Genomic DNA, 24,761 nt, shown 5'->3' with positions numbered 1-24,761 from the left:
TGTCCTTGTGTGTGCAGCAGCCCTTGGCCCCGTGCCCGAGGCCCTCTGCGGCACCCGCCACACCCATGTCCGTCACCATGCCCCTGCCCTGTAACGACCCCTTCCAGGACGGCGAACCGCTGGCCGGGCATTCCCGCTTCCTGCAGCGCCTGCACCGGCGCTACGGCAGTGATTTGACCCTGCTCCCCGCCGGGGCACCCCGGCGCGCGGCGATGGATGCGGTCTGCGATGCCTTGCTGGCACGCGGCAACGACACTGGCACCGCCCTGCGCGTGCTGCGCCAGCTGGTCATGGAACGCCTGATCCAGCTCGACTGCGATGGCCAGGCGCCGCTGTCCGACATCACCTGCGCCGTTACCGAGCTGGCCGAACTGGCGCTGGACCGCGCCTGCCGGCATGCCCGCCAGGAACTCGACACGCGCCACGGTGCGCCCCAGGGCCCCGAGGGCCAGGCCGTGCAGCTGTGGATCATCGGCATGGGCAAGCTCGGCGCGCGCGAGCTCAATGTATCGAGCGACATCGACCTGATCTACGTCTACGAGCATGACGGCGACACCGCCGGCACGCCCGACGGCCGGGGCAAGATCTCCAACCACGAATACTTTGCCCGCGCGGTCAAGGCCATCTACAGCCTGGTGGGCGACACCACCGAGCACGGTTTCGTGTTCCGTGTCGACCTGGCCCTCAGGCCCAACGGCAACTCCGGCCCTGCAGCGGTCTCGCTGGCAGCGTTGGAGGAATACCTGCAGGTGCAGGGCCGTGAATGGGAACGCTTTGCCTGGCTCAAGAGCCGGGTGGTGGCGCCGCGCGACTGCATTGCCAGCACCGAGGTGCAGGCACTGCGCGGCGTGGTGCTGCCCTTCGTGTTCCGCCGCTACCTGGACTACAGCGTGTTCGATGCGCTGCGCCTGCTGCACAGCCAGATCCGCGACCACGCCGCCAAGCGCAGCGCAGGCCATCCCGAACGCGCCAACGACGTCAAGCTCTCGCGCGGTGGCATCCGCGAGATTGAATTCACCGTGCAGCTGTTGCAGGTGGTGCGCGGCGGCCAGTTCCCCGAGCTGCGCCGGCGCCCCACGCTCGACGCCCTGCAGCGCCTGGCCCAGGCCGGCCTGATGCCACAGCCGACGGCCGATGCCCTGGCGCGGGCCTATGTCTTCCTGCGCCGCGTGGAGCACCGCATCCAGTACCTGGATGATCAGCAGACCCATGTGCTGCCCACGCGCGACGACGACCTGGCCTGGATCGCCCGCACCATGGGCTACCCCGACTGCTGCGCCTTCCTGCACGAGCTCGACGCGCACCGCGAGCTGGTGGCGCAGGAGTTCGACACCCTGCTGGGCGGCAACGGCAAGAAGCAGTGCAGCAAGGGCGGCTGCGGCGGCCCGCGCGCGGCCGCGCCCCCGCCACCCGAACTGGAAGCCTTGCTGGAGCAGTTGCCCCCCGGTTTCCGCGAGCGCGTGGCCGAGTGGCGCAACCACCCGCGCGTACAGGGGCTGCGCGACGAGACGCGTGCGCGCCTGTTCCGCCTGGTACAGCGCACCGCCCAGTGGCTCACCGAAGGCCGGGTGACCGAAGAGGCCGCCGTGCGCATGGCCAACTGGCTCGAACCCCTGCTGCGCCGCGAAAGCTACCTGGCCCTGCTGCTGGAACGCCCCTCCGTGCACGAGCAGATGCTGCACCTGCTGGGCGCCGCGCGCTGGCCCGCGCGTTACTTGCTGCAGCACCCCGGCGTGATCGACGAGCTGGTGGGCGACGCGCTGTTGGCCGAGCGCTTTTCGGTGGCCGATTTCGAGCGCGAGCTGGCCATGCGCCTGGCCTCGATCACCTCCACTGGCGAGGACGACGACGAGACCCTCTTGAACCTGCTGCGCCGGGCGCAGCACGCAGAGACCTTTCGCACGCTGGCACGCGACGTGGAGCACCGCATCACGGTCGAGCAGGTGGCCGACGACCTGAGCGCCCTGGCCGACAGCGTGCTGCGCGTGACCGCCCAGTGGTGCTGGAGCCGTCTCAAGACACGCCACCGCGAGGTGCCGCAGTTCGCGGTGATCGGCTATGGCAAGCTCGGCGGCAAGGAGCTGGGCTACGGCAGCGACCTCGATATCGTGTTCGTCTTCGACGACGACGACGAGCGCGCCCCCGAGGTGTATGCCGCCTTCGTGCGCAAGCTGATCAACTGGCTCACGGTGAAGACCGGCGAGGGCGACCTCTACGAGATCGACACCGCGCTGCGCCCCAATGGCAGCTCGGGTCTGCTGGTGACGCGCTTCGAGGCCTACGCCAATTACCAGGAACGGCGCGGCAGCAACACCGCCTGGACCTGGGAGCACCAGGCCATGACGCGCGCGCGCTTCGTGATGGGCACGCCCGAGCTGGAAGCGCGCTTCGACGCGGTGCGCACCGCCGTGATCACCTCGGCGCGCGACCCGGCGCTGCTGCGGGGCGAGATCGTCGCCATGCGCGAGAAGGTGCGCCAGGCCCACCCCACGCGCGACGGGCAGTTCGACGTCAAGCACAGCCGGGGCGGCATGGTCGATGCGGAATTCGCCGTGCAGTGCCTGGTGCTTTCGCAATCGGCGGCGCACCCCGAGCTGGTGGCCAACGTGGGCAACATTGCCTTGCTGCAGCGCGCAGAGCAGGTCGGCCTGCTGCCGGCCGGCGTGGGCCACGCGGCGGCCGACGCCTACCGCGAGCTGCGCCGTGTGCAGCACCGCGCACGCCTGGACGAAGCCCCGACCCAGGTCACGCCCCCGGCCCTGCAGGCCGAGCGCGACGCGGTGCTGGCGCTGTGGACGGCAGTGTTCGGCAACGGCCATTGAGCCCCCGTTCCTGGCGGGCGGTAGCCTGTTGCCGATTGTCACGCTAATTTAAACACTTGTTTGAATTATGGTGGTTTAATCCACCGCCATGCGCTCCACCCCGCCCGTTTCCCAGCCTGCCGCCAAGCGCGCAGCGCGCCCCGCCCGTGCCGCGCGCAGCGATGGCGACGACACGCGCGCACGCCTGCTGCAGGCCGCACTGCGCTTGTTTTCCGAGAACGGCTTCGCCCGCACCTCGGTGCGTGCCATCGCCGTCGCGGCTGGCACCAACGTGGCCGCCATTGGCTACCATTTCGGCGACAAGGCACAGCTGTACACGGCCACGTTCTACGAGCCCTTTGGCAGCGGCAGCGACCTCATCGAGGTGTTTGCTGCGCCCGGGCTCAGCCTGCAGCAGGCCCTGCAGCACTACTTCACTGGGCTGCTGGAGCCACTCAAGCACGACGACCTGGTGCGGCAAGCCACGCGCCTGCATGTGCGTGAGCTGCTCGAACCCACCCACGTCTGGCCCGAGCTGATCGAGCGCGAATGCAAGGCCCCGCACATGGCGCTGGCACGCCTGCTGTGCGGGCACATGGATGTGCCCGAGATCGACGATGACATGCACCGCCTGGCGTTCTCGATCGGCGGGCTGGTCATGCTGCTGTGGACCCAGCGCGACGCCATTGAGGCCATCGCCCCCCAACTCGCAGGCCCCGCCACCGCGGACGCCTGGGCCGAGCGCCTGACCGGCTATGCCATGTCCATGATCCAGGGCGAAGTGGCACGCCGCCAGGCACTGCGCGAACAGCGCGGACACAACAACAAGGAGGAAGAGGAATGACATGGTTTGTTCGAACCCTGGGCGTGTGCAGCGTGCTGCTGCTGGGCGCCTGCAGCACCGCGCGGCCGCCCCAGGCGGTCCCGGTGCAGGCGCCTGCGGGCTGGGCAGCGCCCCTGCCGCATGGCGGACAGATGGCCGACCTGGCCCAGTGGTGGCGCCAATGGAATGACCCGGCCCTGGTGCCGCTGATCGAGGCCGCGCAGGGCATCAGCCCCAGCGTGGCCCAGGCCCGTTCGCGCCTGCTGCAGGCCCGCGCCACGCAGACCACAGCCCGGGCAGCCCTGCTGCCCACGCTCGATGCCCAGGCGACAAGCAGCCGTGGCGCCAACGCGCAGATCGGTGGCCTGGCCACCACCAGCCAGGCCGGCCTGCAGGCCGCCTGGGAAGTGGACCTGTTCGGCGGCGCCGCCGCTACGCGCGATGCGGCCAGCGAGCGGCTGGCCGGTGCCCAGGCCCTGTGGCACGAGGCGCGCGTGAGCGTGGCCGCCGAGGTGGCACTGCAGACCAGCAGCCTGCGCACCTGCCTGCAGCAGCTGGACGTGGCCGAGCGCGATGCGCGCTCGCGCTCCGAGACCTCGCGCCTGTCGGGCCTGAGCGAGCGCGCCGGCTTCACCGCCCCGGCCACCGCCGCCCTGGCACGCGCCAGCGCTGCCGAGGCCACGGCCCGCGCCTCGCAGCAGCGCATGCAGTGCGACGTGGAGTTCAAGACCCTGGTGGCCTTGACCGGACAGGACGAGGCCGCGCTGCGCCAGCTGATCACGGCCACGCCCGTGGTCCCGGCGCCCGACAGCCTGTTCGCCATTGCCGCCCTGCCAGCGCAGGTGATCTCCCAGCGCCCCGACGTCTACAACGCCGAGCGCGAAGTCGCCGCCGCCAGTGCCGAAGTGGGCAACGCCCAGGCCCAGCGCTACCCGCGCCTGTCGCTCAGCGGCAATATCGGCAGGGCCTGGGTCCGCACGGGTGGCACCACGACCGATGTGGACGCCTGGACCCTGGGCCCTCTGGCCTTGAGCCTGCCGCTGTTCGATGGTGGTCGCCGCGCCGCGCAGGTCGATGCATCCCGGGCGCGCTACGAGGAGTCGGTGGCGCTCTACCGCGCCCGCATCCGCCAGGCCGTGAGCGAGGTGGAGCAGGCCCTGGTGCGGCTGCAGAGCACGACCGAGCGCAATGCCAGCGCCCGCGCCGCGGCCGAGGGCTACCGCATCTCGTTCGACGCCACCGACGCGCGCTGGCGCGGCGGCCTGGCCAGCTTGGTCGAGCTGGAGGATGCGCGCCGCACGGCGCTGGCCGCGCAGAACGCGCTGCTGGCCCTGCAGCACGAACGCCAGTCCGCCTGGATCGCGCTGTACCGCGCCGCCGGCGGCGGCTGGGACAGCACGGCCCCCGACATGGCAGAAACCGCCCAGGCCGGCACCCGCTGACCCCGGCCCCTTATTTTCCTGACACCTTCCGCATGAACGGACCGCTTTCATGAACCAGTTCAAACTCTCCGCTTCCACGCTGGCCGTCGTTGCTGCCTGCGTCCTGGCTGCCACCGGCGCCCTGGTGTTCTCGGGCGCTTCGCGCGCGGCCGACGAGCCCAAGGCCAACCAGCCCCGTCCGGCATTGACGGTGACCACGGCCCAGCCCCAGCGCATCGCCGTGCCCCTGCGCCTGGCCGCCAACGGCAATGTCGCGGCTTGGCAGGAGGCCATCATCGGTGCCGAAAGCAATGGCCTGCGCCTGACCGACGTGCGCGTGAATGTGGGCGACGTGGTCAAGCGCGGCCAGGTGCTGGCCACCTTCTCGGCCGAGACCACACAGGCCGAAGTGGCCCAGGGCCGCGCCAGCGTGCTCGAAGCCCAGGCCACGGCCGCCGAGGCCGCCGCCAATGCCGAACGCGCGCGCTCGCTGCAGGCCTCGGGCGCATTGAGCCAGCAGCAGATCCAGCAGTACACCACCGCCGAGAAGACCGCCCAGGCGCGCGTGGAAGCGGCCCAGGCCCAGCTCAACGCGCAGCAGCTGCGGCTCAAATACACCCAGGTGGTGGCGCCCGACAGCGGCATCATCTCGGCCCGCAACGCCACGGTGGGCGCTGTGGTGGGCGCCGGCACCGAGCTGTTCCGCATGGTGCGCAAGGGCCGCCTGGAGTGGCGCGCCGAAGTCACATCGACCGAGATCGCGCGCATCCAGCCCGGCTCCAAGGTCAGCGTGACGGCGGCCAGCGGCACCACCGTGCAGGGCACCGTGCGCATGGTCGGCCCGACGGTGGACCCCCAGACCCGCAACGCCCTGGTCTACGTGGACCTGCCCGCCACGGCGATGGACACGCCCACGGATGCCAAGACCTCGCTCTCGGCCATCCTGCCCGGCATGTTTGCGCGCGGCGAGTTCGCACTGGGCAGCAGCGATGCCCTGACCATTGCGCAGGAAGCGGTGGTAGTGCGCGACGGCTTTTCGTACGTGTTCGCGCTGGGCAGCGACCAGCGCGTGCAGCAGCGCAAGATCCAGACCGGTCGGCGCGTGGCCGACCGGGTGGAAGTGCTGTCGGGCCTGGAGGCATCGACCGCTATTGCCGTGCGCGGTGCCGGTTTCCTGAACGATGGCGATCTGGTGCGCGTGTCCAACGCTGCGCCCGCCGCTGCCGGCGCCCCGGCCGCACCGGCCTCGGCCACCAAGTAAGAAGGAGCATTCACCATGAATGTGTCTACCTGGTCGATCAAGAACCCCATACCGGCACTGATGCTGTTCGTGCTGCTGACCTTCGGCGGCCTGCTGTCGTTCAATGGCATGAAGGTACAGAATTTTCCAGACATCGACCTGCCCACCATTTCGGTGACCGTGTCGCTGCCCGGAGCCTCGCCCGCACAGCTCGAAAACGACGTGGCGCGCAAGGTCGAAAGCGCGATCGCCACGCTGCAGGGCCTGAAGCACATCTACACCAAGGTGCAGGACGGCGGCGCCACCATCACCGCCGAATTCCGGCTGGAAAAGCCCACGCAGGAAGCGCTCGATGACGTGCGCTCGGCCGTGGCGCGCGTGCGCGGCGACCTGCCCGGCGACGTGCGCGACCCCATCGTGACCAAGATGGACCTGGCGGCCCAGCCGGTGCTGGCCTTCACCATCGCCTCGCGCCGCATGGACGACGAGGCCCTGTCCTGGTTCGTCGACAACGACATCGCCAAGAAGCTGCTTGCCGTGCGCGGAGTGGGTGCCGTGAACCGCGTGGGCGGCGTCGACCGCCAGGTGCACGTGGCGCTCGATCCCATCAAGTTGCAGGCGCTGGGCGCCACGGCGGCCGACGTCTCGCGCCAGCTGCGCCTGGTGCAGACCGAGAGTGCGGGCGGCCGCACCGACCTGGGCGGCAGCGAGCAGCCCGTGCGCACCCTGGCCACCGTGCAGTCGGCCCAGGAACTCGCGGGCCTCACGCTGTCCCTGTCCGACGGCCGCCATGTGCGGCTGGACCAAGTGGCCACCGTCTCCGACACCTTTGCCGATCCGCGCGCCATGGCCCTGCTCAATGGCAAGCCCGTGGTGGGCTTCGAGGTGGCCCGCAGCAAGGGCGCGAGCGAGGTCGAAGTGGGCGGCGCGGTGCAGGCGGCCTTGGCCGAGATGCGCGCCCAGCACCCGGACTTGGAGATCACCGAGGCCTTCAACTTCGTGACCCCCGTGCAGGAGGAATACGACGGCTCCATGCACCTCTTGTACGAAGGCGCGCTGCTGGCGGTGCTGGTGGTGTGGCTGTTCCTGCGCGACTGGCGCGCGACCTTTGTCTCGGCCGTGGCGCTGCCGCTGTCGGTGATCCCGGCCTTCATCGGCATGTACCTGCTGGGCTTCTCGATCAACGTGATCACGCTGCTGGCGCTGTCGCTGGTGGTCGGCATCCTGGTGGACGATGCCATCGTGGAGGTGGAGAACATCGTGCGCCACCTGCGCATGGGCAAGACGCCCTACCAGGCGGCCATGGAAGCGGCCGACGAGATCGGGCTGGCCGTGGTGGCCACCACGTTCACGCTGATCGCCGTGTTCCTGCCCACCGCCTTCATGAGCGGCATCGCCGGCAAGTTCTTCAAGCAGTTCGGCTGGACGGCGGCGCTGGCGGTGTTCGCCAGCCTGGTGGTGGCGCGGGTGCTCACGCCCATGATGGCGGCCTATATCCTGAAGCCCATCGTGGGCGAGCACAAGGACCCGCGCTGGATGGGCGTGTACCTGCGCTGGGCGGCATGGTGCATCAAGCACCGATGGATCACCTTTATTGCCACGGGTGCCTTCTTCATCGGCTCGCTGGCGCTGATCCCGCTGCTGCCCACGGGCTTCATCCCGCCGGACGACAACTCGCAGACCCAGGTCTACCTGGAGCTGCCGCCCGGCGCCACGCTGGCGCAGACCCGCACGGTGGCCGAGGATGCGCGCCAGCGCGTGGCGGCGGTGAACCACGTCAAGAGCGTGTACACCACCATCGGTGGCGGCTCGGCGGGCTCCGACCCCTTCATGGGCAGCGCCAACGCCGAGACGCGCAAGGCCACGCTCACCATCCTGCTGGCCGACAGGGGGGACCGGCCGCGCAAGCAGGGCATCGAGAACCAGATCCGCGCCGCGCTGGAGAGCCTGCCCGGCGTGCGCAGCAAGGTGGGCCTGGGGGGTTCGGGTGAGAAGTACGTGCTGGTGCTCACGGGCGACGACCCGCAGGCGCTGCAGACGGCGGCCCTGGCCGTCGAGAAGGACCTGCGCACCATCCCCGGCCTGGGCAGCGTGTCATCCACCGCCAGCCTGATCCGCTCGGAGATCGCCGTGCGCCCCGACTTTGCGCGCGCCGCCGACCTGGGCGTGACCAGCAGCGCCATCGCCGAGACCCTGCGCATCGCCACCGTGGGCGACTACGACGTGTCGCTGCCCAAGCTGAACCTGGCCTCGCGCCAGGTGCCCATCGTCGTCAAGCTGCAGGACGATGCACGCAAGGACCTGTCGCTGCTCGAACGCCTGGCCGTGCCCGGCGCCAAAGGCCCGGTGATGCTCGGCCAGGTGGCCACGCTGGAGTTCAGCGGCGGCCCGGCCGTGGTGGACCGCTACGACCGCGCGCGCAACGTGAACTTCGAGATCGAACTCTCGGGCCTGCCCCTGGGCGACGTGACCAAGGCCGTGGACCTGCTGCCGTCCATCAAGAACCTGCCGCCCGGCGTGCGCCAGATCACCATCGGCGACGCCGAGGTCATGGGCGAGCTGTTCGCCAGCTTCGGGCTGGCCATGCTCACCGGCGTGCTGTGCATATACATCGTGCTGGTGCTGCTGTTCAAGGACTTCCTGCACCCGGTGACCATCCTGGCAGCGCTGCCGCTATCGCTGGGCGGGGCCTTCGTGGGCCTGCTGATCGCACAGAAGAGCTTCTCGATGCCCTCGCTGATCGGGCTCATCATGCTCATGGGCATTGCCACCAAGAACTCCATCCTGCTGGTGGAGTACGCCATCCTGGCGCGGCGCGAGCATGGCATGACGCGCTTCGAGGCGCTGATCGACGCCTGCCACAAGCGCGCGCGCCCGATCATCATGACCACCCTGGCCATGGGCGCGGGCATGCTGCCCATTGCCGTGGGCTTCGGCGCGGCGGATGCCAGCTTCCGCTCACCGATGGCGGTGGCAGTGATCGGCGGGCTGATCACCTCGACCTTCCTGAGCCTGCTGGTGATCCCGGCCGTGTTCACGGGCGTGGACGACGTGGGCCAGTGGTTCGGCCGCATGTTGCGGCGCCTGCGCGGCCTGCCGCCCAAGGCCCCCGCATCCAGGCCGCAGGAGGCGCCGGCGATTCCCTGACGACGGGGGCCCGTACGCGGGCCCCGAATCCGTGCAAAAAGGGCGCCAACCACCCGGGTTTGCGCCCTTTAACAGTGCCGGCACGGCGGGATAATGGCGTACCGCTATGAACCTCGTCACCATCAACGTCGATTCCATCCAGCTCGGCCACCCCCTGCCATTCGCGTTGCGGGGTTCCGACGGCGCGCTGCTGGCCCAGAAGGGCTTCGTGGTGCAGTCGCAGGATGAACTGGGCACCATGCTGGCCCGGGGCCGGCAGCTGTGCGTGGACGTGGAAGAGTCCGGCGAGAGCTACCGCGCCTACGTCGCCCAGCTGCAGCGCATGCTGCGGCAGGACACCAACCTCGGGCAACTGGCGTCCATCAAGATGACTGCCGGTGCCCAGGCCGCCCCGCGCGAGCGCGATGCCCCGCCCTATGTGGTGGACTGGCCCGCCCTGCAGGACCGCGCGACCCGGCTGCTGCGCAGCCCGCATGCCGCCGATTTTCCGGACCGCTTCCAGCCCCTGCATGCCGAACTGGCGCGCAACTGCGAACAGTCGCCCGATGCCACGCTGCTGGCGCTGATCTACCTGTCGGCGCAGGAGACGCGCATGTACAGCGGCACCCACGCCATGCTGGTGGCCTGCGTCTGCATGGTGGTAGCCAAGGAAATGCTGCGCTGGCCCCCGGCCCAGGTGCAGGTGGTGGGGCAGGCAGCCCTCTCCATGAACATCGCCATGACCGAGCTGCAGGACCAATTGGCCCAGCAGACCCAGCCCCTGACCTCGGCCCAGATCACCGCCGTGGAGGACCACGCGGCCCGCTCCGAAGCACTGCTGCGCGACCTGGGCGTGCACAGCGAGTTGTGGCTGGAGGCCGTGCGCCACCACCACCACCGCACCCCGGGTGCGTTCGGCCAAAAGAGCCCCGGCCTGCAGATGGCCCGGCTGATCCAGCGGGCCGACGTCTTCGGTGCCCGGCTGGCGCCGCGCGCTGCGCGCTCGCCCATGCCGGTGACCGCCGCCATGCAGGCCAGCTACTACGACGAGGAACAAAAGGTCGACGAGGCCGGCGCCGCCCTGGTCAAGGCCCTGGGCATCTACCCGCCGGGGGCCTTCGTGAAGCTCGCCAGCCAGGAAGTCGCCGTGGTGCTGCGCCGTGGCGCCAGCGGCACCACGCCGCGCGTGGCCGTGGTCACCAACCGGCTGGGCATGCCCACCGGTGAGCTGATACCCCGTGACACCTCCCAGCCCCAGTGGAAGATCGTTGGCGTGGTCGCGCACAAGGACGTGCGCGTCCAGCTGTCGCTCAACCGGCTGCTCCCCCTCGTCTGAGCCTGCGGCGCAGGCCGGCACCCGCAGGGCCTGCACGGCCACTGCGCCACACCATCCATTGCTGGACGGCACCTCTGCCCAGGTCCACCATGGCGGTCACCTTCCACCCCTTTGCGCGGCTGCCTGCCTGGCCGCTGGGGAGGCGCGCGCATCCGAAAGGTCCCGGGGCGCGTACTACTGTGCAGGCAGGCGGCAATCGCAGCGCTGTGGGTTGGGTCCCCCGCGCCGGTCGGGCCGAGGCATCGACCGGCAATTCCACGCAAATACCAATCAGTACAAATAAAAACTTATGTGGACAAAATATGATTCATTGGTTAAATTGGCCCTATCCAACTAGGCAGGTGTCCCCATGACCCAATTCCCGCGCTTTCTGGCCCTGGCCCATGCCACGGGTGCCCTGCTGTTTTTCGGCTTCGCTCCCTCCGCCTTCGCGGCCCCGCCCGAATCCTGCCCAGCCACGCTGCAGCACACCTTCCCCCGGTTGCAGGATGAAAAGCCGCAGTCGCTGTGCCAGTACAGCGGCAAGGTTGTCTTGGTGGTCAACACGGCCAGCTTCTGTGGTTTCACGGGGCAGTACAAGGGCCTCGAAGACCTCTATGCCCGCTACAAGGACAAGGGCCTGGTGGTGCTGGGCTTTCCCAGCAACGACTTCTCGCAGGAAAGCGGCAACAACCAGCAGATTGCGGATTTCTGTGAAAACACCTTCGGCGTGAAGTTTCCGATGTTCGCCAAGAGCGTGGTGACCGGTGCCGACGCCTCGCCGCTGTTTCGCCAGTTGGCCCAGATGTCCGGCCCGCCGCGCTGGAACTTCCACAAGTACCTGCTGGGCCGCGACGGCAAGCTGGTGGACAGCTACACCAGCCTCACCGCGCCGGACAGCAAGGGACTGGTCCGCGCCATCGAACAACAGCTGGCCACTGCACCAACTCGGTGAACGTAATGTTTTCTTTACATTTCTTCAAAAAAATGCAGGAGAAGCTCTGGAACTTCTGCAGAACGCCCTTACTCTATCCACAGCAAGGACGTGTTGAGCGTCCCCCCGTTTTAACGTTGCGAAGCCTTTCGGTCCCACGGGTTCCGACTGTTCTCCTGGAGCGCTTCTCCTCCCTCCCTCTCTTATTCGTTTCGGGACGCTTCGCAACTTTTTTATTCAGCCTGCCGGCCAGAGGGAGCCGGCCATGAAGATCGCCATCGTCGGCTCCGGCATTTCCGGGTTGGCCGTGGCCCACCGGCTGCGCGGCCAGGCCGACATCACCCTCTACGAAGCGGGCAGCTATTTCGGCGGCCACACCCACACAGTGGACGTGACCCTGCCGGGCCCCGAGGGCGACGCCGTGCACTGCGGCGTCGACACGGGTTTCCTGGTCTTCAACGAGCGCACCTACCCGAACCTGATCCGCCTGCTGGCCGACCTGGGCGTGGAAACCGCCAAATCCGACATGTCGTTCTCGGTGCAAGTACCGCAGGCCCTGGGCGGCGGGCGCACGCTGGAGTGGAGCGGCACGAACCTGTCCACCGTATTCGCCCAGCGCGGCAACCTCGTGAACCCGCGTTTCCTGGGCATGCTGCGCGATCTGCTGCGCTTCAACCGGCTGTGCACGCGCCTGGCCGAAGCCCAGGCCGACGCCGCGTTGATGCAGCCCCTGGCCGACTTCCTCAAGGAGCACCGCTTTGGCGACGCGTTCCGCGACTGGTACTTCCTGCCCATGCTGGGCTGCATCTGGAGCTGCCCCACAGACCAGATGCTGCAGTTCCCGGTGGCCACGATGATCCGCTTCTGCCACAACCACGGCCTGATCCAGGTGAGCGACCGGCCCCAGTGGTGGACGGTGGCCGGTGGCGCGCGCCACTATGTGGACAAGATCGTGGCGGGCATCGACGACAAGCGCCTGGACACCCCCGTGCGCCGCATCGAGCGCGACGCTGCAGGCGTGCGCGTGGTGACTACCGGCAACACCGAGCGCTTCGACCAGGTGGTGCTGGCCACCCACTCGGACCAGGCGCTGGCGCTGCTGGCCCAGCCCACGCTGCAGGAGCGCGCGGTGCTAGGTGCCATCCGCTACCAGGCCAACCGCGCCGTGCTGCACACCGACACCTCGGTGCTGCCCGAACGCCGTGCCGCCTGGGCCGCGTGGAACTACGAACGCGCACCCGAGCGCAGCCGTGAGTCGGCGCGCGTGTGCCTGCACTACCTCATCAACCAGCTGCAGCCCGTGCCCTTCGCGCAGCCGGTCGTTGTCTCGCTCAACCCGGTGGGCGAGATCGCCCCCGACCAGGTGATCGGCAGCTACGACTATGCCCACCCGGTCTTCGACCTGGCGGCCATCCGTGCGCAAAAGGGCGTCGCGCAGCTCCAGGGCCGTGAACGCACCTGGTTCTGTGGCGCCTGGACGGGCTATGGCTTCCATGAAGACGGGCTGAAGTCGGGCCTGGCCGTGGCCGAGCACTTGCTGGCCCGCATGCCGGCACCGCTGGCGGAGGCCGCCTGATGGACACCCGCACCGCCGAGCCGCTGCTGGGCTTTGGCCAGGTGCGCCATACGCGCCTGCGCCCCCAGCGGCATGCATTTGCCTACCCCACCTTCTTCCTGATGCTGCCCATGCGCTCACTGCGCGCACAGGCAGCCGGGCTGCTGGCCGTGAACCGCAGGGGCGCCATCAGCTTTCACGATGCCGACCATGGCGACGGCCGCAGCGACGCCCAGGGCGGTGCACTCGCCTGGATCGACGAATTGCTGCGCGCCGAAGGCATCGCGGACGCCACGGGCGAGGTCTGGCTGCACTGCTACCCGCGCGTGCTGGGCTACACCTTCAAGCCCGTGAGCTTCTGGTACTGCCACCGCCCGGACGGCAGCCTGCGCGCCATCGTGGTCGAGGTCAACAACACCTTTGGCGAGCGCCACTGCTATCTGCTGGACCAGCCGCGCTACGGCGCCGAGCAGCATGCGCGCAAGGTGTTCCACGTCTCGCCGTTCTGCGACATCAGCGGCGGCTACCGTTTCCGCTTCCTGCGCACGGTGCAGGGCGGGCAGGAGCGCACCGTGGTGCGCATCGACCACGACGACGCCAGCGGCCCGCTGCTGCAGACCAGCGTGAGCGGCACGCTCTCGCCCATCACCCGCGAGACCCTGCGCCAGGCGCTGTGGGGCTACCCGGCGATGACGCTGGCGGTGATCGCCCGCATCCACTGGCAGGCCCTCCGTCTGTGGGCCAAGCGGGTGCGCTTTCACCGCAAGCCCGCGGCCCCCGCCTCCGCCGTGACCCGCTGAGCCCGGCACGCACCGTCCCGAAACCCCTCTTCCATCCGGCCCGCCATGAACAGCACCACCCTCGCACCCGCCCTGCCAAGGGGCACCCCTGCCGCCGCCCGCACGGCCCTGCGCCTGATGCAGCGCCTGCAACACGGCAGCCTCACGGTGCAACTGCCCGACGGCACGCTGCAGCATTTCGGCAACCACCATGGCGACGGGCCGGCAGCGGCCATCACGCTCAGGAACTGGAACGTCTGCAAGGCAGCCCTCAAGTCCGGCGACATCGGGGTTGCCGAGAGCTACATCGCTGGCGACTGGACCACGCCGAACCTCACGGACCTCCTGCGCGTGTTCATCGCCAACCGCCAGCAGGTGGAGGGTGTGATCTATGGCAGCTGGGCCGGGCGGCTGCTGTACCGCATCAAGCACCTGCTCAACCGCAACACGCGCGCCAACAGCCAGAAGAACATCCACGCCCACTACGACCTGGGCAATGCCTTCTACACGTTGTGGCTGGACGACACGATGAACTACTCGTCGGCCTGGTTCGAGGGCGATGCCGGTGGCGACATGCGCACCGCCCAGCATGCCAAGGTGCGCCGCGCCCTGCGCATGGCGGGCGTGCAAGCGGGCGACCGGGTGCTGGAGATCGGCTGCGGCTGGGGGGCGCTGGCCGAGATGGCCACCACCGAGTTCGGTGCCTCGCTGACCGGCGTGACGCTGTCCACCGAGCAGCTGGAGTTCGCGCGCCAGCGCATAGACGCGAGCGGCGTGGGTGCCCAGGCCGATCTGCGCCTGCAGGACTACCGCGACATCACCGACGGGCCCTACGACGCGGTCTGCTCCATCGAGATGATCGAGGCCGTGGGCCGCGAGTACTGGCCGACCTATTTCCAGGCCGTGCGGCGCCTGCTCAAGCCCGGCGGCAAGGCCTGCATCCAGAGCATCGTGATCGACGACGGCCTGTTCGAGCGCTACATCAGCTCCACCGATTTCATCCAGCAGTACATCTTTCCGGGCGGCTGCCTGCCCTGCCCGCGCGAGTTCCGCCGCGAGGCCGAGGCCGCCGGCCTGCGCGTGGTGGATGAGTTCGCCTTCGGCCAGGACTATGCCGAGACCCTCAGGCGCTGGCGCGAGCGCTTTCTGGCCCAGCGTGCGCAGATCCTGCAGCTCGGCTTCGACCAGCGCTTCCTGCACATCTGGGAGTTCTACCTGGCCTATTGCGAAGCGGCCTTTGCCATGGCCAACATCAACCTCGTCCAGTACACCCTGGTGCGTGACTGAGCCATGGCCATGACGCAAGCCGCCATGCTCATCCTGGCCCTGGCATTGCTCTGCCCGGGCGTGGCCCTGGCGCAGGCGCCGGCTGCAGCGCCGCTGGCCGGCCTGCGCCAGGCCGGCCAGGGCACGCTGCGCTTCCTGGGCTTTGAAATCTACAGCGCCCAGCTGTGGGTGAGCCCCGGCTTTGACGCCAGCGACTACACCGCCCAACCCCTGGTGCTCCAGCTGGCGTACCAGCGGGATTTCACGGCCGAAGCGATCGCCGGGCGCTCCATCCAGGAAATGCGCCGCGTGGGCCGCTTCACCCCCGCCCAGGCCACGCGCTGGCAACAGGCCCTGCAGGCCGCACTGCCCGACGTGAAGGCGGGCGACCAGCTCACCGGCATCTACCAGCCCGGGGCGGGCGCCGTGTTCCAGATGGGCGGGCAGGTCGTGGGCGAGGTCAAGGACCCCGAGTTCTCGCGCCTGTTCTTCGGCATCTGGCTGTCGCCGCGCACCTCCGAGCCAGCGCTGCGCCAGGCGCTGATCGCTGCACCCTCTGCTGCGGGGACGCCGTGACCGCCGGCGCGCTGCTGCCCTGGCGCCAGGGGCTGGCCTATGGCCTGCTCGGGCTGCCGCTGGCCTTCGTGGCGCTGCCGCTGTACGTGCTGCTGCCCAACCACTACGCCCGTGAGTTCGGCATGCCCCTGGCCACGCTGGGCGGCGTGCTGCTGGCCGCGCGCCTGTTCGATGCGGTCTCGGACCCGCTGCTCGGCCGCTGGGCCGACCGGCTGTTCGAACGCTCGCCGCTGGCGGTTCTCTCCACGGGGGCGGTATCGGCCGTGGTGCTGGCCGTCGGGCTCACCGCGCTGTTCTTTCCCAAGGTGCAGGGCCAGGGCGCGCTCGCGGCCTGGGCGCTGGTCTGCCTGCTGGTCACCTACCTGGCCTACAGCCAGCTCGGCATTGCGCACCAGTCCTGGGGTGCGCGCCTGGGCGGTGACGAGCTGCAGCGCAGCCGCATCGTCGCCTGGCGCGAGGGCGCGGCCCTGGTGGGCGTGGTGCTCGCCTCGGTACTGCCCGCGCTGCTGGGCCTGCCGGTGATGCTGGGCGTGTTTGCGGCCGCCCTGGTGCTGGGCTGGCTGGCGTGGCTGCGCGCACCCCGGCCCGCGCCAGTTGCGCCACACGCCACAGACCGTGCAGACCTTTGGCGGCCCTGGACGCGGCCCGCCTTTCGCCGCCTGCTGGCGGTGTTCGTGCTCAACGGCATTGCCAGCGCCGTACCGGCCACACTGGTGCTGTTCTTCATCCAGGACCGGCTGCAGGCCCCGCCGGGCCAGGAGCCGATGTTCCTGGCCGCGTACTTCCTCTGCGCAGCGCTCTCGATCCCGCTGTGGCTGCGCGCCGTGGCGCGCTGGGGCTTGGCCCGCACCTGGCTGGCGGGCATGCTGCTGGCCGTGGCCGTGTTTGGCTGGACGGCTGGGCTCGGAATGGGCGACAACATGCCCTTCCTTGCCGTGTGCGCACTCTCGGGCATGGCCCTGGGCACCGACCTCGCCTTGCCCGGTGCCCTGCTGGCCGGGGTGGTGACGGCCGAAGGCGACAGCGGCCGGCACGAGGGCGCCTACTTCGGCTGGTGGAACTTTGCCACCAAGCTCAACCTGGCACTGGCCGCAGGCCTGGCCCTGCCCTTGCTCGACGCACTGGGCTACACGCCTGGCACGCGCAGCGCAGAGGGCCTGCAGACGCTGGGCCTGGCCTATGCCGTGCTGCCCTGCGCCTTGAAGCTGGTGGCCGCGGCAGCGCTGTACTTCCTGATCCTGCGGCAACCACCCCTTGTCGCAGCCATTCCATCCCTCCAAGGCAAACCATGATGCAGCGACGCTTGTTACTCCTTTCGGCGGCCGCCGTGGCCGCCCCCGTGGCGCTGTCGGGCTGCGCGGGCCAGAACCTGGCCGACTACGCGGCCGAAAAGCCCGTGCTCGACCTGGCGCAGTATTTCAATGGCGTGATCGACGCGCACGGCATGTTCCAGGACCGCAGCGGCAAGATCGTCAAACGCTTCACCGTGGTCATGAACTGCCAGTGGACCGGCAACCAGGGCGTGCTGGACGAGGCCTTCACCTATTCGGACGGCAGCACGGAGCGGCGCATCTGGCGCCTCACCCGTGAGGCCGATGGCCGCTACACAGGCACGGCCGGCGACGTGATCGGCCAGGCCGTAGGCCAGGTGCGCGGCAACGCCTTCCGCTGGAACTACACGCTGGCCCTGCCCGTGGATGGCACGGTCTACCACGTGGACCTGGACGACTGGATGTACCTCATGGACGAGCGCGTGATGCTCAACCGCGCCACCATGAGCAAGTTCGGCGTGCGTCTGGGCGAGATCACGCTGTCGTTCACCCGGCGGGCGCCATGAGCCTGAACCCCCGCCTGCGCGACTGGCAGGGCCGCCGGGCCTGGCTGGTGGGCGCCTCCAGCGGCATCGGCCGGGCCACGGCATCGGCCCTGCATGCGCGCGGGGCCGAGGTCATCGTCTCGGCCCGCAGCGAAGCGGCGCTCAATGCGTTCGCCGTGCAGCACCCTGGCAGCATCGCCCTGCCGCTGGACACCGCCGTACCGGAGGCTGTGAAGGCGGCCGCAGCCCAGGTGCTGGCGGGTGGACCGCTGGACCTGGTGTGCTACTGCGCAGGCACCTACCACCACATGCGCGCCACGGAGTTCGACCTGCCCGTGATGCTGCGCCACGAACAGGTGAACTACACAGGCGTGCTGCACCTGCTGGCCGCCGTGCTGCCAGACATGCTGGCCGCCGCACAGTCGGGCCGCCCCGGGCATGTGAGCCTGGTCAGCAGCGTGGCGGGCTTTCGCGGGCTGCCCAAGAGCCTGGCCTACGGCCCGACCAAGGCGGCGCTGATCAACCTGGCCGAGGCACTGTACCTGGACCTGCACGGCCTGGGCATGGGCGTGAGCGTGGTCAACCCCGGCTTCGTGGCCACGCCGCTCACCGAGGGCAATGACTTTCGCATGCCCGCGCTGATCACGCCCGAAGAGGCGGCCACGGCCATCCTCAAGGGCTGGGGGCAAGGCGCGTTCGACATCCACTTCCCCAAGCGCTTCACGCGCGTGATGAAGATGCTGCGCGTGCTGCCGTATGGGTGGTACTTTCCGGCCATTCGCAAGTTCACCGGACTGTGAGCCCCATGCCGCCGCCAGACACCACCCCATCCACCGAAGAAGCCGTCACCCGCGTGATCGCCTTTTTCGAGACCCTGGCCCCGGCCGACGTGGCGGCACTGGGCCGCCTGTATGCGGCCGATGCGCGCTTCAAGGACCCGTTCAACGAGGTGCAGGGCCTGCCCGCCATCCGGCACATCTTCGAGCACATGTTCGTGGCGCTGGAGCAGCCGCGCTTCGTGGTGACGGGCCGCGTGGTGCAGGGGCAGCAGTGCTTCCTGACCTGGGAGTTCCTGTTCGCCTTCCGCAATTTCCACAAGGGCGTGGCACAGACGGTGCGCGGCGCCTCGCACCTGGTGTTCGACGACCAGGGCCTGGTCACGCTGCACCGCGACTACTGGGATGCAGCCGAGGAGCTGTACGAAAAGCTGCCCGTGGTGGGTGGGTTGATGCGCTGGCTCAAGAAGCGCGCCAACAGTTGAGGTCGATCACGCGCGATCCCGCAGGCGCAAGTGTCCAGGCAAGGGCACGGCACGCTGCAGCACCCCTTCGGCCAGCCACACCGCGCTGTTCCAGGCCCGGCCGGCCACGTAGGGCAGGGGCAGTTGCTGGTAGTCGTCGTTGAAGACCTCGAAGCTGTAGTCGCCCCGGTAGCCCATGCCGTCGAGCTTGCGCACCAAATCGACCAGCGCCTGGCTGTGCACGCCCTCGCCCGGGAACACGCGGAAGTGCCGCGCCGTGTCGATGCGCTCCTGCACCGTGCGCGTCTCCTGCCACATGAAGTCCGACAGCTGCACCAGGTAAATGCGCTCCGGGTCCACGCCCTCCAGGGCTTCGAGCGGCGTGCTGGTGGCGAACTGGTGGTAGGAGTCGATGGCCAGGCCCAGGTTGGGGCAATCGGCCCGTTGCACCGCGGCCCAGGCCTGGTGCACCTCGTTGATGTGCCGGCCCCAGGACAGGCCCTCGAACGCAATGCGGATACCGTGGGGCAGCGCCAGCATGGCCAGCTTGCGCAGGTCGCGCGCAATCGCTTCGGGATCGTCCGTGGCATGCAGCGAAGTGGAACTGCAGGCCAGCAGCACCCGGGTGCCCAGCGCGCGCGCCATGAGGATCATCTGCTGGGCGATGCCCAGCTTGTAGCTGTGCAGGTGGCCCGAGAGCCCCTCGAAATCGCGCAGCACCTGAAAGCCCGTGACGCGCAGGCCGCTGCTGCGCACCGCCTGCACGGCAGCGTCGATACCCTCGGGGTGGCCGACGAGGTCGCGCGCGGCCAGCATGATCTGGCCGAAGCCGGCGGCCTTCACGGCGGCCAGCTTGGCCTCCAGCGGACCGGCGAGGCTGATGGTGTCCATGCCGAAATCGGCGACGTTGCGTTGCATGGCCTGGGCGCGCATGGGGAGTGCCGTTTTCATCGCGGGTCGAGCACCAGCTCGAAGCTGGCGCCACCCGCATCGGCACGCGTAAGCGCTCCTCGGACTTCGCTGTGCACGCCCGTGGGCGATTCGACGAAATCCACACCTTGTGCGCGCAGGGCTGCCACCGTGGCCAGCACGTCGCCCGTGCCGAAGGCCACGCGCTGCAGCAGTTCGCCGGGGTCGGCATCGAGCGCGTCGATCAGCGGCTCGATGAGCTGCCAGTACAGCGTGCCGCAGGGACTGGCGAGGATGCGCCCCTGCGTGAGCACGCCAAAGCTCTGCTCGGGCGGCAGCTCGGCAAAGCCGAACAGCTCACCATAGAAGGCGGTCCAGTCGGCCAGCCGATCGAGGCCGATGTACTGCACCAGGCCGAACAGGTGCAGGCCGTGCTGGGCTGGCGGGCGTGGGTCCGCCCCCGGTATCGGTACGAAGTCCACGTCGTAGATCGAGAACTCACGGTGCCGGTCGACGAAGTAGATGCGGCTGGTGCCCACGCCGTGGATGGCCGGGATGTTGAGCTCCATGACCTCGACCTCGGTATGCACGGCCCAGGCGCCGAGCTCCAGCACGCGCCGGTAAGCGGCGGCAGCATTGCCGACGCGAAAGGCAATGGCGGCCAGCACCGGGGCATCACCGGGGGCCTGCGCGCCATGGGCCGGCTCGTCGCCCTGGTGGGCGTTGACGATGATGTTCATGCCGCCCTGGCGGTACAGCAGCACCTCGCGCGAGCGGTGGCGCGCCACGGGCTTGAAGCCCATGCGCTCCAGCGCCTGGCCCAGTGCCTGGGGGCGGGCCGTGGCGTATTCGATGAACTCCACGCCCTGCAGGCCCAGGGGGTTGGGCAGGGTGCCCAGGGATTCACGGTCGGCCGTCATCGGGGGGCTCATGGGCGGGGCTCCTTGTGAAATGGTGAGCGCACCAGGTCAGCGCCTGGTGACCAATTGGCGAAAGTGCGCATCCATGCGCGCAGGATCGGGGGCGACGCCGGTGAACAATTCGAACGCCCCGACGGCCTGGCCCACGGCCATGCCGCCGCCGTCCGAGACTCGGCAACCCAGGGCGCGTGCGGCCTGCACCAGGGCCGTTTCGAGCGGGAAGTACACCACCTCGGACACCCACATGGCGGGGCGCAGCAGGCCCACATCCAGAGGCACGCCGGGCAGTTTGTCCATACCGGTGGGCGTGGCGTGGATCAGCCCCGTGGCCTGCGCCATGGCAGTGGCGATGTCGCTGGCATGGGCCCTCGCACCGTAGAGCGCATTGACGTCCGCCGCCAGTTGCGCGGCGCGCTCGGGCTGCGCATCCACGATGACCAGGCGCTGCGCGCCCAGCCGCAGCACGGCATGGGCAATGGCCGCGCCGGCACCGCCTGCGCCCAGCAGCACCACATGGGCCAGATCGGCCTCTGGCAAGGCACGTTGGAAACCCCAGGCCCAGCCCGAGCCATCGGTGTTGTGCCCCACCAGCCGGCCATCCTGCACCACCACGGTGTTCACGGCACCCATGGCCCGCGCCTCCTCGGACAAGTCGTCGAGATGCGCGATTACGGCCTGCTTGCAGGGATAGGTCACGTTGCAGCCGGCATAGCCCATGATGCGTGCCGCCGACAGCAGGGTGGGCAGCTGCGCGGGCGAAGATGCGGATCGGTCCAGGTCGATCAGCTGGTAGTGCAGGCGCATGCCGTGGTGCCGCGCTTCTTCTTCGTGCAGCGCGGGCGACAGCGATTGTTGGATGCCTGCACCGATCAGCCCGATCAGTACCTTGCGGGGGCTTGTGGAAGACATGGTGGGAGGGGAGTCGAGAAGCAGGGTGTCCATGGGATACAGGCCTTGCCGCATGGCCTTGGCCGAAGCCGAGACCATGCGGGTTACCGGATTACTTGCCGCCGCGCAGCTTGGCCAGCGTGGCGTAGACCTCCTGCACCGTCTCGGCGCCGACCTTGTCGCTGTGCTTTTCGACCACGGGCTTGACCTTGGCGCGCAGCTTGTCGACCTCGGCCGGCGAGAACTCGGTCACTTGCATGCCCGCCTTCTTGAGCTCCTCCAGCGCCACGTCGGCCTGCGAGCGCGAGACGCTGCGCTGGAAGGTGGTGGCCTCGGCCATGGCTTCGGTAACAGCCTTCTGGTCCGCCGGGTTCAGGCTGTCCCAGAACTTCTTGCTGACGATGACGGCCTGCGGGTTGTACATGTGGCGCGTGATCGTGAGGTGCTTTTGCACCTCGGCGAACTTGGACGAGAGGATGGTCGAGAACGGATTCTCCTGGCCGTCCACCGCCTTTTGCTCCATGGCGGTATAGAGCTCGGGGAAGGGCATGGGCACGGCGTTGGCGCCCAGTGCGTTGAACATGTCGATGTAGATCGGCGACTGGATCACGCGGATCTTGAGGCCCGCGATGTCCTCTGCCTTGGTGATGGGCTTCTTGCTGTTGGTCAGGTTGCGAAAGCCGAGCTCCCAGTAGCCCAGGCCCACCAGGTTCTTGGCCTGCAGCTTGTCGAGCAGCTTCTTGCCGAAGGGGCCGTCGGTGACAGCATCGGCTTCCTGCGGCGAGGCGAACAGGAAGGGGAAGTCGTAGATGCCGAATTCCTTGGTCTGGGCGGAGAGGATGCCCGCGTTGAGCACGGTCATCTCCACCGTGCCGCCCTGCAGCGCCGAGACGGTCTGCAGGTCACCGCCCAGCGTGCCGCCGGGGAAGAGCTTGACCGCGATGCGGCCATTGGTCTTGGCGGCCACGAGGTCGGCGAACTTCTGCGCGCCCTGGGCCTGGGGGTGCTCTTTCTGGTTCTGGAAGGCGAACTTGATGGTGCGCTCCTGCGCGTGGGCACCGGACAACAGCGATGCGGCAACCAGGGCCGTGGCCAGCAGGGTCTTCAAGAGGGTCATGATGAAAGTCTCCTTGATGTAGTGGGTAGCGGAACGGAACGACGACGGTGAAATTTTCAGCCGGTGAGCCAGCGCAGCGGCACCATGACGATGGAGGGGAACACCACCAGCAGGAACATCACGAAGAACTGGGCCAGCATGAAAGGCAGCACGCCACGCGTGACCTGGTCCATGGAGATGCGCCCCACCCCGGCCACGACGTTGAGCACTGTGCCCACCGGCGGCGTGATCAGCCCGATGGCGTTGTTGATGATGAACAGCACGCCGAAGTACACGGGGTCGATGCCGGCAGCCTTGACCACCGGCATCAGCACTGGGGTCAGGATCAGGATGGTGGGCGTCATGTCCATAGCCGTGCCCACCACCATCACCAGCACCATGATGGCCACCAGCAGCAGCGTCTGGTTGCCCATGAAGGGCTCCAGCATGCCGATGACCTTGGTGGGCAGGTCGGCCACGGTGATCAGCCAGGCCGAGACCATGGCAGCAGCCACCAGGAACATCACGATGGCGCTGGTGCGGGCCGAGGCCTGGAAGATGCCTGCCAGCTGGCGCACGCCGATCTCGCGGTAGACGAACATCGCCACCAGCAGGGCATACACGGCCGCGACCACGGCCGCCTCGGTCGGGGTGAACACGCCCATGCGCAGGCCCACCAGGATGATGAGGGGCAGGCCCAGGGCCCAGACGGCTTCGCGCAGCGCCTTGAGCAGTTCGGCGCGCGAGGCCTTGGGCGGGGGCTGCACTTTCTCGTTGCGCACCAGCCACCACCAGGTGACCGCGAGCGACAGACCCAGCAGCACGCCGGGCACGATGCCCGCGAGGAACAGCTTGCTGATGGACACATTGGCGGCCACGCCGAAGATCACGAAGCCGATGGAAGGCGGGATGACCGGGGCGATGATGCCGGCCGATGCGATCAGGCCGGCCGAGCGGGCCTTGTCGTGCCCGGCAGCGACCATCATCGGCAGCAGCAGCGAGGCGAGGGCTGCGGCATCGGCCACGGCCGAGCCCGAGACGGCGGCCAGGAGCACGGCGTCCATGATGGTCACGTAGCCCAGGCCGCCGGGCATGTGGCCCACCAGCGCCAGCGCCAGCTTGACGATGCGCCGCGACAGGCCGCCGACATTCATGATTTCGCCGGCCAGCATGAAGAAGGGCACCGCCAGCAGGGGAAAGCTGTCGGCACCATTGATGACGTTCTGCGCCAGGATCTGCGCGTCGAACAGGTCCAGGTGCCACATCAGCGCAGCGCCGCTGAGCAGCAGGGCATAGGCGATGGGGATGCCGATCGCCATGGCGAGAAGCAGGGATCCGAGGAAGATGGCGACGGTCATGGGCGGGTGTCCTGTGGGCGTGCGGTGCGGCGGATCAGGGGCGCTTGGCAGGCAGATCGGAATCGACCCCATTGCGTTGTGCCAGCGCGGACAACTCCTCACTCTCCTGCACCATGACCAGCTCCTGTTCGGACAGTGGGGTGAACAGCGTGCGCAGCAGATCGCGCAGCAGGATGGCGATGCCCGAGGCGCCCATGAGCACGCCGCTGGCGTAGAAGATCGCCACCGATGCGCCGGTGACGGGGGCCTCGGTCTCCCAGTTGATCAGCATCTGCGCCCAGCTGCCCGACAGCAGCAGCCAGGAAACGAAAATCATCGCCACCTGCGCCAGTGCCAGGCAGGCGCGCTTGCCGGCGGGCGGCAGGCGCGAGACCAGCATGTCGGTGCCCAGGTGGCCGTGCTCGCGCAGTGCCACGATGGAACCCATGAAGGTGAGCCACACGAACAGCCAGCGCGAAAGCTCTTCGGAGATGGTGATGCCCGAGTTGAGCGCATAGCGCGCCACCACGTTGCCGAAGACCAGCACCACCATCAGGGCCAGGCAAAGGCCTCCGAGCATGTCGAGCAGGCGGGTGTATCGCCCCAGCAGGCGGTCGGTCCATTCCAGCATTGCCAGTCTCCGGTCGTTGTGATCGAGATTTTGTACGAACTGGTTAGTATTTAATCCAGGTACAAACCCTGATCCCCCGCAGCCGGGG

21 protein-coding genes are annotated in these 24,761 nt (G+C 68.7%); 15 read left to right on the top strand and 6 right to left on the bottom strand.

Translation table 11 applies throughout. The annotated features are described in order from the left end of the window. The first annotated feature begins 77 nt into the window (after positions 1–77). The 15 genes from glnE (at position 78) to ASE28_RS14100 (ending at position 18,913) form a co-directional block, all read left to right on the top strand. Positions 78–2,822, top strand: a complete 2,745-nt coding sequence (gene glnE, locus ASE28_RS14170) for a bifunctional [glutamate--ammonia ligase]-adenylyl-L-tyrosine phosphorylase/[glutamate--ammonia-ligase] adenylyltransferase (protein ID WP_057267309.1) — start codon at positions 78–80, stop codon at positions 2,820–2,822. An 88-nt stretch (positions 2,823–2,910) separates the two neighbouring features. After that, a complete protein-coding gene (locus tag ASE28_RS14165) occupies positions 2,911–3,645 on the top strand; it encodes a TetR/AcrR family transcriptional regulator (protein ID WP_057200643.1) in 735 nt (244 codons plus the stop codon). Then, positions 3,642–5,066, top strand: a complete 1,425-nt coding sequence (locus tag ASE28_RS14160) for an efflux transporter outer membrane subunit (protein WP_057200642.1) — start codon at positions 3,642–3,644, stop codon at positions 5,064–5,066. The genes ASE28_RS14165 and ASE28_RS14160 overlap by 4 nt, the downstream gene beginning before the upstream one ends. 49 nt (positions 5,067–5,115) lie before the next feature. Continuing rightward, positions 5,116–6,306 (top strand): efflux RND transporter periplasmic adaptor subunit, encoded by a 1,191-nt coding sequence (locus tag ASE28_RS14155; protein ID WP_057200641.1) that lies wholly within the window; start codon positions 5,116–5,118, stop codon positions 6,304–6,306. 15 nt (positions 6,307–6,321) lie between these two features. Beyond that, positions 6,322–9,432, top strand: coding sequence for an efflux RND transporter permease subunit (locus tag ASE28_RS14150; protein WP_057200640.1), 3,111 nt, complete (start codon positions 6,322–6,324; stop codon positions 9,430–9,432). Between the two features lie 106 nt (positions 9,433–9,538). Beyond that, entirely contained in the window at positions 9,539–10,747 is a 1,209-nt protein-coding gene (locus ASE28_RS14145) for an HD-GYP domain-containing protein (protein WP_057200639.1), read from the top strand. Positions 10,748–11,096: 349 nt separating this feature from the next. Next, on the top strand, positions 11,097–11,681 hold the full coding sequence (locus tag ASE28_RS14140) for a glutathione peroxidase (RefSeq protein WP_082604041.1): 585 nt from the start codon (positions 11,097–11,099) through the stop codon (positions 11,679–11,681). A gap of 244 nt (positions 11,682–11,925) precedes the next feature. Then, a complete protein-coding gene (locus tag ASE28_RS14135) occupies positions 11,926–13,236 on the top strand; it encodes an NAD(P)/FAD-dependent oxidoreductase (protein ID WP_057267083.1) in 1,311 nt (436 codons plus the stop codon). Continuing rightward, positions 13,236–14,015, top strand: coding sequence for a DUF1365 domain-containing protein (locus ASE28_RS14130; protein ID WP_057267081.1), 780 nt, complete (start codon positions 13,236–13,238; stop codon positions 14,013–14,015). The genes ASE28_RS14135 and ASE28_RS14130 overlap by 1 nt, the downstream gene beginning before the upstream one ends. Positions 14,016–14,060: 45 nt before the next feature. Then, positions 14,061–15,281 carry a cyclopropane-fatty-acyl-phospholipid synthase family protein gene (locus tag ASE28_RS14125; RefSeq protein WP_057267079.1) on the top strand — a complete coding sequence of 407 codons (1,221 nt, stop codon included), beginning with the start codon at positions 14,061–14,063 and terminating at the stop codon, positions 15,279–15,281. Positions 15,282–15,290: 9 nt separating this feature from the next. Then, complete coding sequence (locus ASE28_RS14120) at positions 15,291–15,836, top strand: chalcone isomerase family protein (RefSeq protein WP_057267308.1); 546 nt, start codon at positions 15,291–15,293, stop codon at positions 15,834–15,836. Next, on the top strand, positions 15,833–17,128 hold the full coding sequence (locus ASE28_RS14115) for an MFS transporter (protein ID WP_057267077.1): 1,296 nt from the start codon (positions 15,833–15,835) through the stop codon (positions 17,126–17,128). Before ASE28_RS14120 ends, ASE28_RS14115 begins: the two co-directional genes overlap by 4 nt. Further along, entirely contained in the window at positions 17,128–17,673 is a 546-nt protein-coding gene (locus ASE28_RS14110; RefSeq protein WP_057200634.1) for a DUF3833 domain-containing protein, read from the top strand. The genes ASE28_RS14115 and ASE28_RS14110 overlap by 1 nt, the downstream gene beginning before the upstream one ends. Beyond that, positions 17,670–18,452 carry an SDR family oxidoreductase gene (locus ASE28_RS14105; RefSeq protein ID WP_057267075.1) on the top strand — a complete coding sequence of 261 codons (783 nt, stop codon included), beginning with the start codon at positions 17,670–17,672 and terminating at the stop codon, positions 18,450–18,452. The genes ASE28_RS14110 and ASE28_RS14105 overlap by 4 nt, the downstream gene beginning before the upstream one ends. A gap of 5 nt (positions 18,453–18,457) precedes the next feature. Further along, complete coding sequence (locus ASE28_RS14100) at positions 18,458–18,913, top strand: nuclear transport factor 2 family protein (protein WP_057200632.1); 456 nt, start codon at positions 18,458–18,460, stop codon at positions 18,911–18,913. A gap of 6 nt (positions 18,914–18,919) precedes the next feature. On the opposite strand, the gene ASE28_RS14095 is transcribed toward ASE28_RS14100, so the two are convergent. Genes ASE28_RS14095 through ASE28_RS14070 form a run of 6 tightly spaced genes read right to left on the bottom strand, consistent with a single transcriptional unit; the run spans position 18,920 to position 24,673 of the window. Continuing rightward, positions 18,920–19,825 carry a sugar phosphate isomerase/epimerase gene (locus tag ASE28_RS14095; RefSeq protein ID WP_057267073.1) on the bottom strand — a complete coding sequence of 302 codons (906 nt, stop codon included), beginning with the start codon at positions 19,823–19,825 and terminating at the stop codon, positions 18,920–18,922. A gap of 14 nt (positions 19,826–19,839) precedes the next feature. Next, positions 19,840–20,733 carry a 4-hydroxyphenylpyruvate dioxygenase gene (locus ASE28_RS14090; protein ID WP_057267071.1) on the bottom strand — a complete coding sequence of 298 codons (894 nt, stop codon included), beginning with the start codon at positions 20,731–20,733 and terminating at the stop codon, positions 19,840–19,842. 36 nt (positions 20,734–20,769) lie between these two features. Then, positions 20,770–21,663 (bottom strand): shikimate dehydrogenase, encoded by an 894-nt coding sequence (locus tag ASE28_RS14085; RefSeq protein WP_057267307.1) that lies wholly within the window; start codon positions 21,661–21,663, stop codon positions 20,770–20,772. 58 nt (positions 21,664–21,721) lie between these two features. Beyond that, positions 21,722–22,726 carry a TRAP transporter substrate-binding protein gene (locus ASE28_RS14080; protein WP_057267069.1) on the bottom strand — a complete coding sequence of 335 codons (1,005 nt, stop codon included), beginning with the start codon at positions 22,724–22,726 and terminating at the stop codon, positions 21,722–21,724. A 56-nt stretch (positions 22,727–22,782) separates the two neighbouring features. Further along, positions 22,783–24,063 carry a TRAP transporter large permease gene (locus ASE28_RS14075; RefSeq protein ID WP_057267068.1) on the bottom strand — a complete coding sequence of 427 codons (1,281 nt, stop codon included), beginning with the start codon at positions 24,061–24,063 and terminating at the stop codon, positions 22,783–22,785. Between the two features lie 34 nt (positions 24,064–24,097). After that, a complete protein-coding gene (locus ASE28_RS14070) occupies positions 24,098–24,673 on the bottom strand; it encodes a TRAP transporter small permease (protein WP_057200627.1) in 576 nt (191 codons plus the stop codon). Between the last annotated feature and the right edge of the window lie 88 nt (positions 24,674–24,761).

It is taken from the genome of Acidovorax sp. Root219, from assembly GCF_001428665.1.
Classification (GTDB): Bacteria; Pseudomonadota; Gammaproteobacteria; order Burkholderiales; family Burkholderiaceae_C; genus Acidovorax.
This window is presented reverse-complemented; position numbering and strand designations above follow the sequence as displayed.

Bases quoted from the DNA above. Each gene is read 5' to 3' on its own strand.
- ASE28_RS14100 (WP_057200632.1), top strand. From the start codon at position 18,458: ATGCCGCCGCCAGACACCACCCCATCCACCGAAGAAGCCGTCACCCGC.
- ASE28_RS14150 (WP_057200640.1), top strand. From the start codon at position 6,322: ATGAATGTGTCTACCTGGTCGATCAAGAACCCCATACCGGCACTGATG.
- ASE28_RS14155 (WP_057200641.1), top strand. From the start codon at position 5,116: ATGAACCAGTTCAAACTCTCCGCTTCCACGCTGGCCGTCGTTGCTGCC.
- ASE28_RS14080 (WP_057267069.1), bottom strand. From the start codon at position 22,726: ATGACCCTCTTGAAGACCCTGCTGGCCACGGCCCTGGTTGCCGCATCG.
- ASE28_RS14085 (WP_057267307.1), bottom strand. From the start codon at position 21,663: ATGGACACCCTGCTTCTCGACTCCCCTCCCACCATGTCTTCCACAAGC.
- ASE28_RS14110 (WP_057200634.1), top strand. From the start codon at position 17,128: ATGCAGCGACGCTTGTTACTCCTTTCGGCGGCCGCCGTGGCCGCCCCC.
- glnE (WP_057267309.1), top strand. From the start codon at position 78: ATGCCCCTGCCCTGTAACGACCCCTTCCAGGACGGCGAACCGCTGGCC.
- ASE28_RS14090 (WP_057267071.1), bottom strand. From the start codon at position 20,733: ATGAGCCCCCCGATGACGGCCGACCGTGAATCCCTGGGCACCCTGCCC.
- ASE28_RS14125 (WP_057267079.1), top strand. From the start codon at position 14,061: ATGAACAGCACCACCCTCGCACCCGCCCTGCCAAGGGGCACCCCTGCC.
- ASE28_RS14140 (WP_082604041.1), top strand. From the start codon at position 11,097: ATGACCCAATTCCCGCGCTTTCTGGCCCTGGCCCATGCCACGGGTGCC.
- ASE28_RS14075 (WP_057267068.1), bottom strand. From the start codon at position 24,063: ATGACCGTCGCCATCTTCCTCGGATCCCTGCTTCTCGCCATGGCGATC.
- ASE28_RS14135 (WP_057267083.1), top strand. From the start codon at position 11,926: ATGAAGATCGCCATCGTCGGCTCCGGCATTTCCGGGTTGGCCGTGGCC.
- ASE28_RS14165 (WP_057200643.1), top strand. From the start codon at position 2,911: ATGCGCTCCACCCCGCCCGTTTCCCAGCCTGCCGCCAAGCGCGCAGCG.
- ASE28_RS14145 (WP_057200639.1), top strand. From the start codon at position 9,539: ATGAACCTCGTCACCATCAACGTCGATTCCATCCAGCTCGGCCACCCC.
- ASE28_RS14095 (WP_057267073.1), bottom strand. From the start codon at position 19,825: ATGCGCGCCCAGGCCATGCAACGCAACGTCGCCGATTTCGGCATGGAC.
- ASE28_RS14070 (WP_057200627.1), bottom strand. From the start codon at position 24,673: ATGCTGGAATGGACCGACCGCCTGCTGGGGCGATACACCCGCCTGCTC.
- ASE28_RS14160 (WP_057200642.1), top strand. From the start codon at position 3,642: ATGACATGGTTTGTTCGAACCCTGGGCGTGTGCAGCGTGCTGCTGCTG.
- ASE28_RS14105 (WP_057267075.1), top strand. From the start codon at position 17,670: ATGAGCCTGAACCCCCGCCTGCGCGACTGGCAGGGCCGCCGGGCCTGG.
- ASE28_RS14120 (WP_057267308.1), top strand. From the start codon at position 15,291: ATGACGCAAGCCGCCATGCTCATCCTGGCCCTGGCATTGCTCTGCCCG.
- ASE28_RS14130 (WP_057267081.1), top strand. From the start codon at position 13,236: ATGGACACCCGCACCGCCGAGCCGCTGCTGGGCTTTGGCCAGGTGCGC.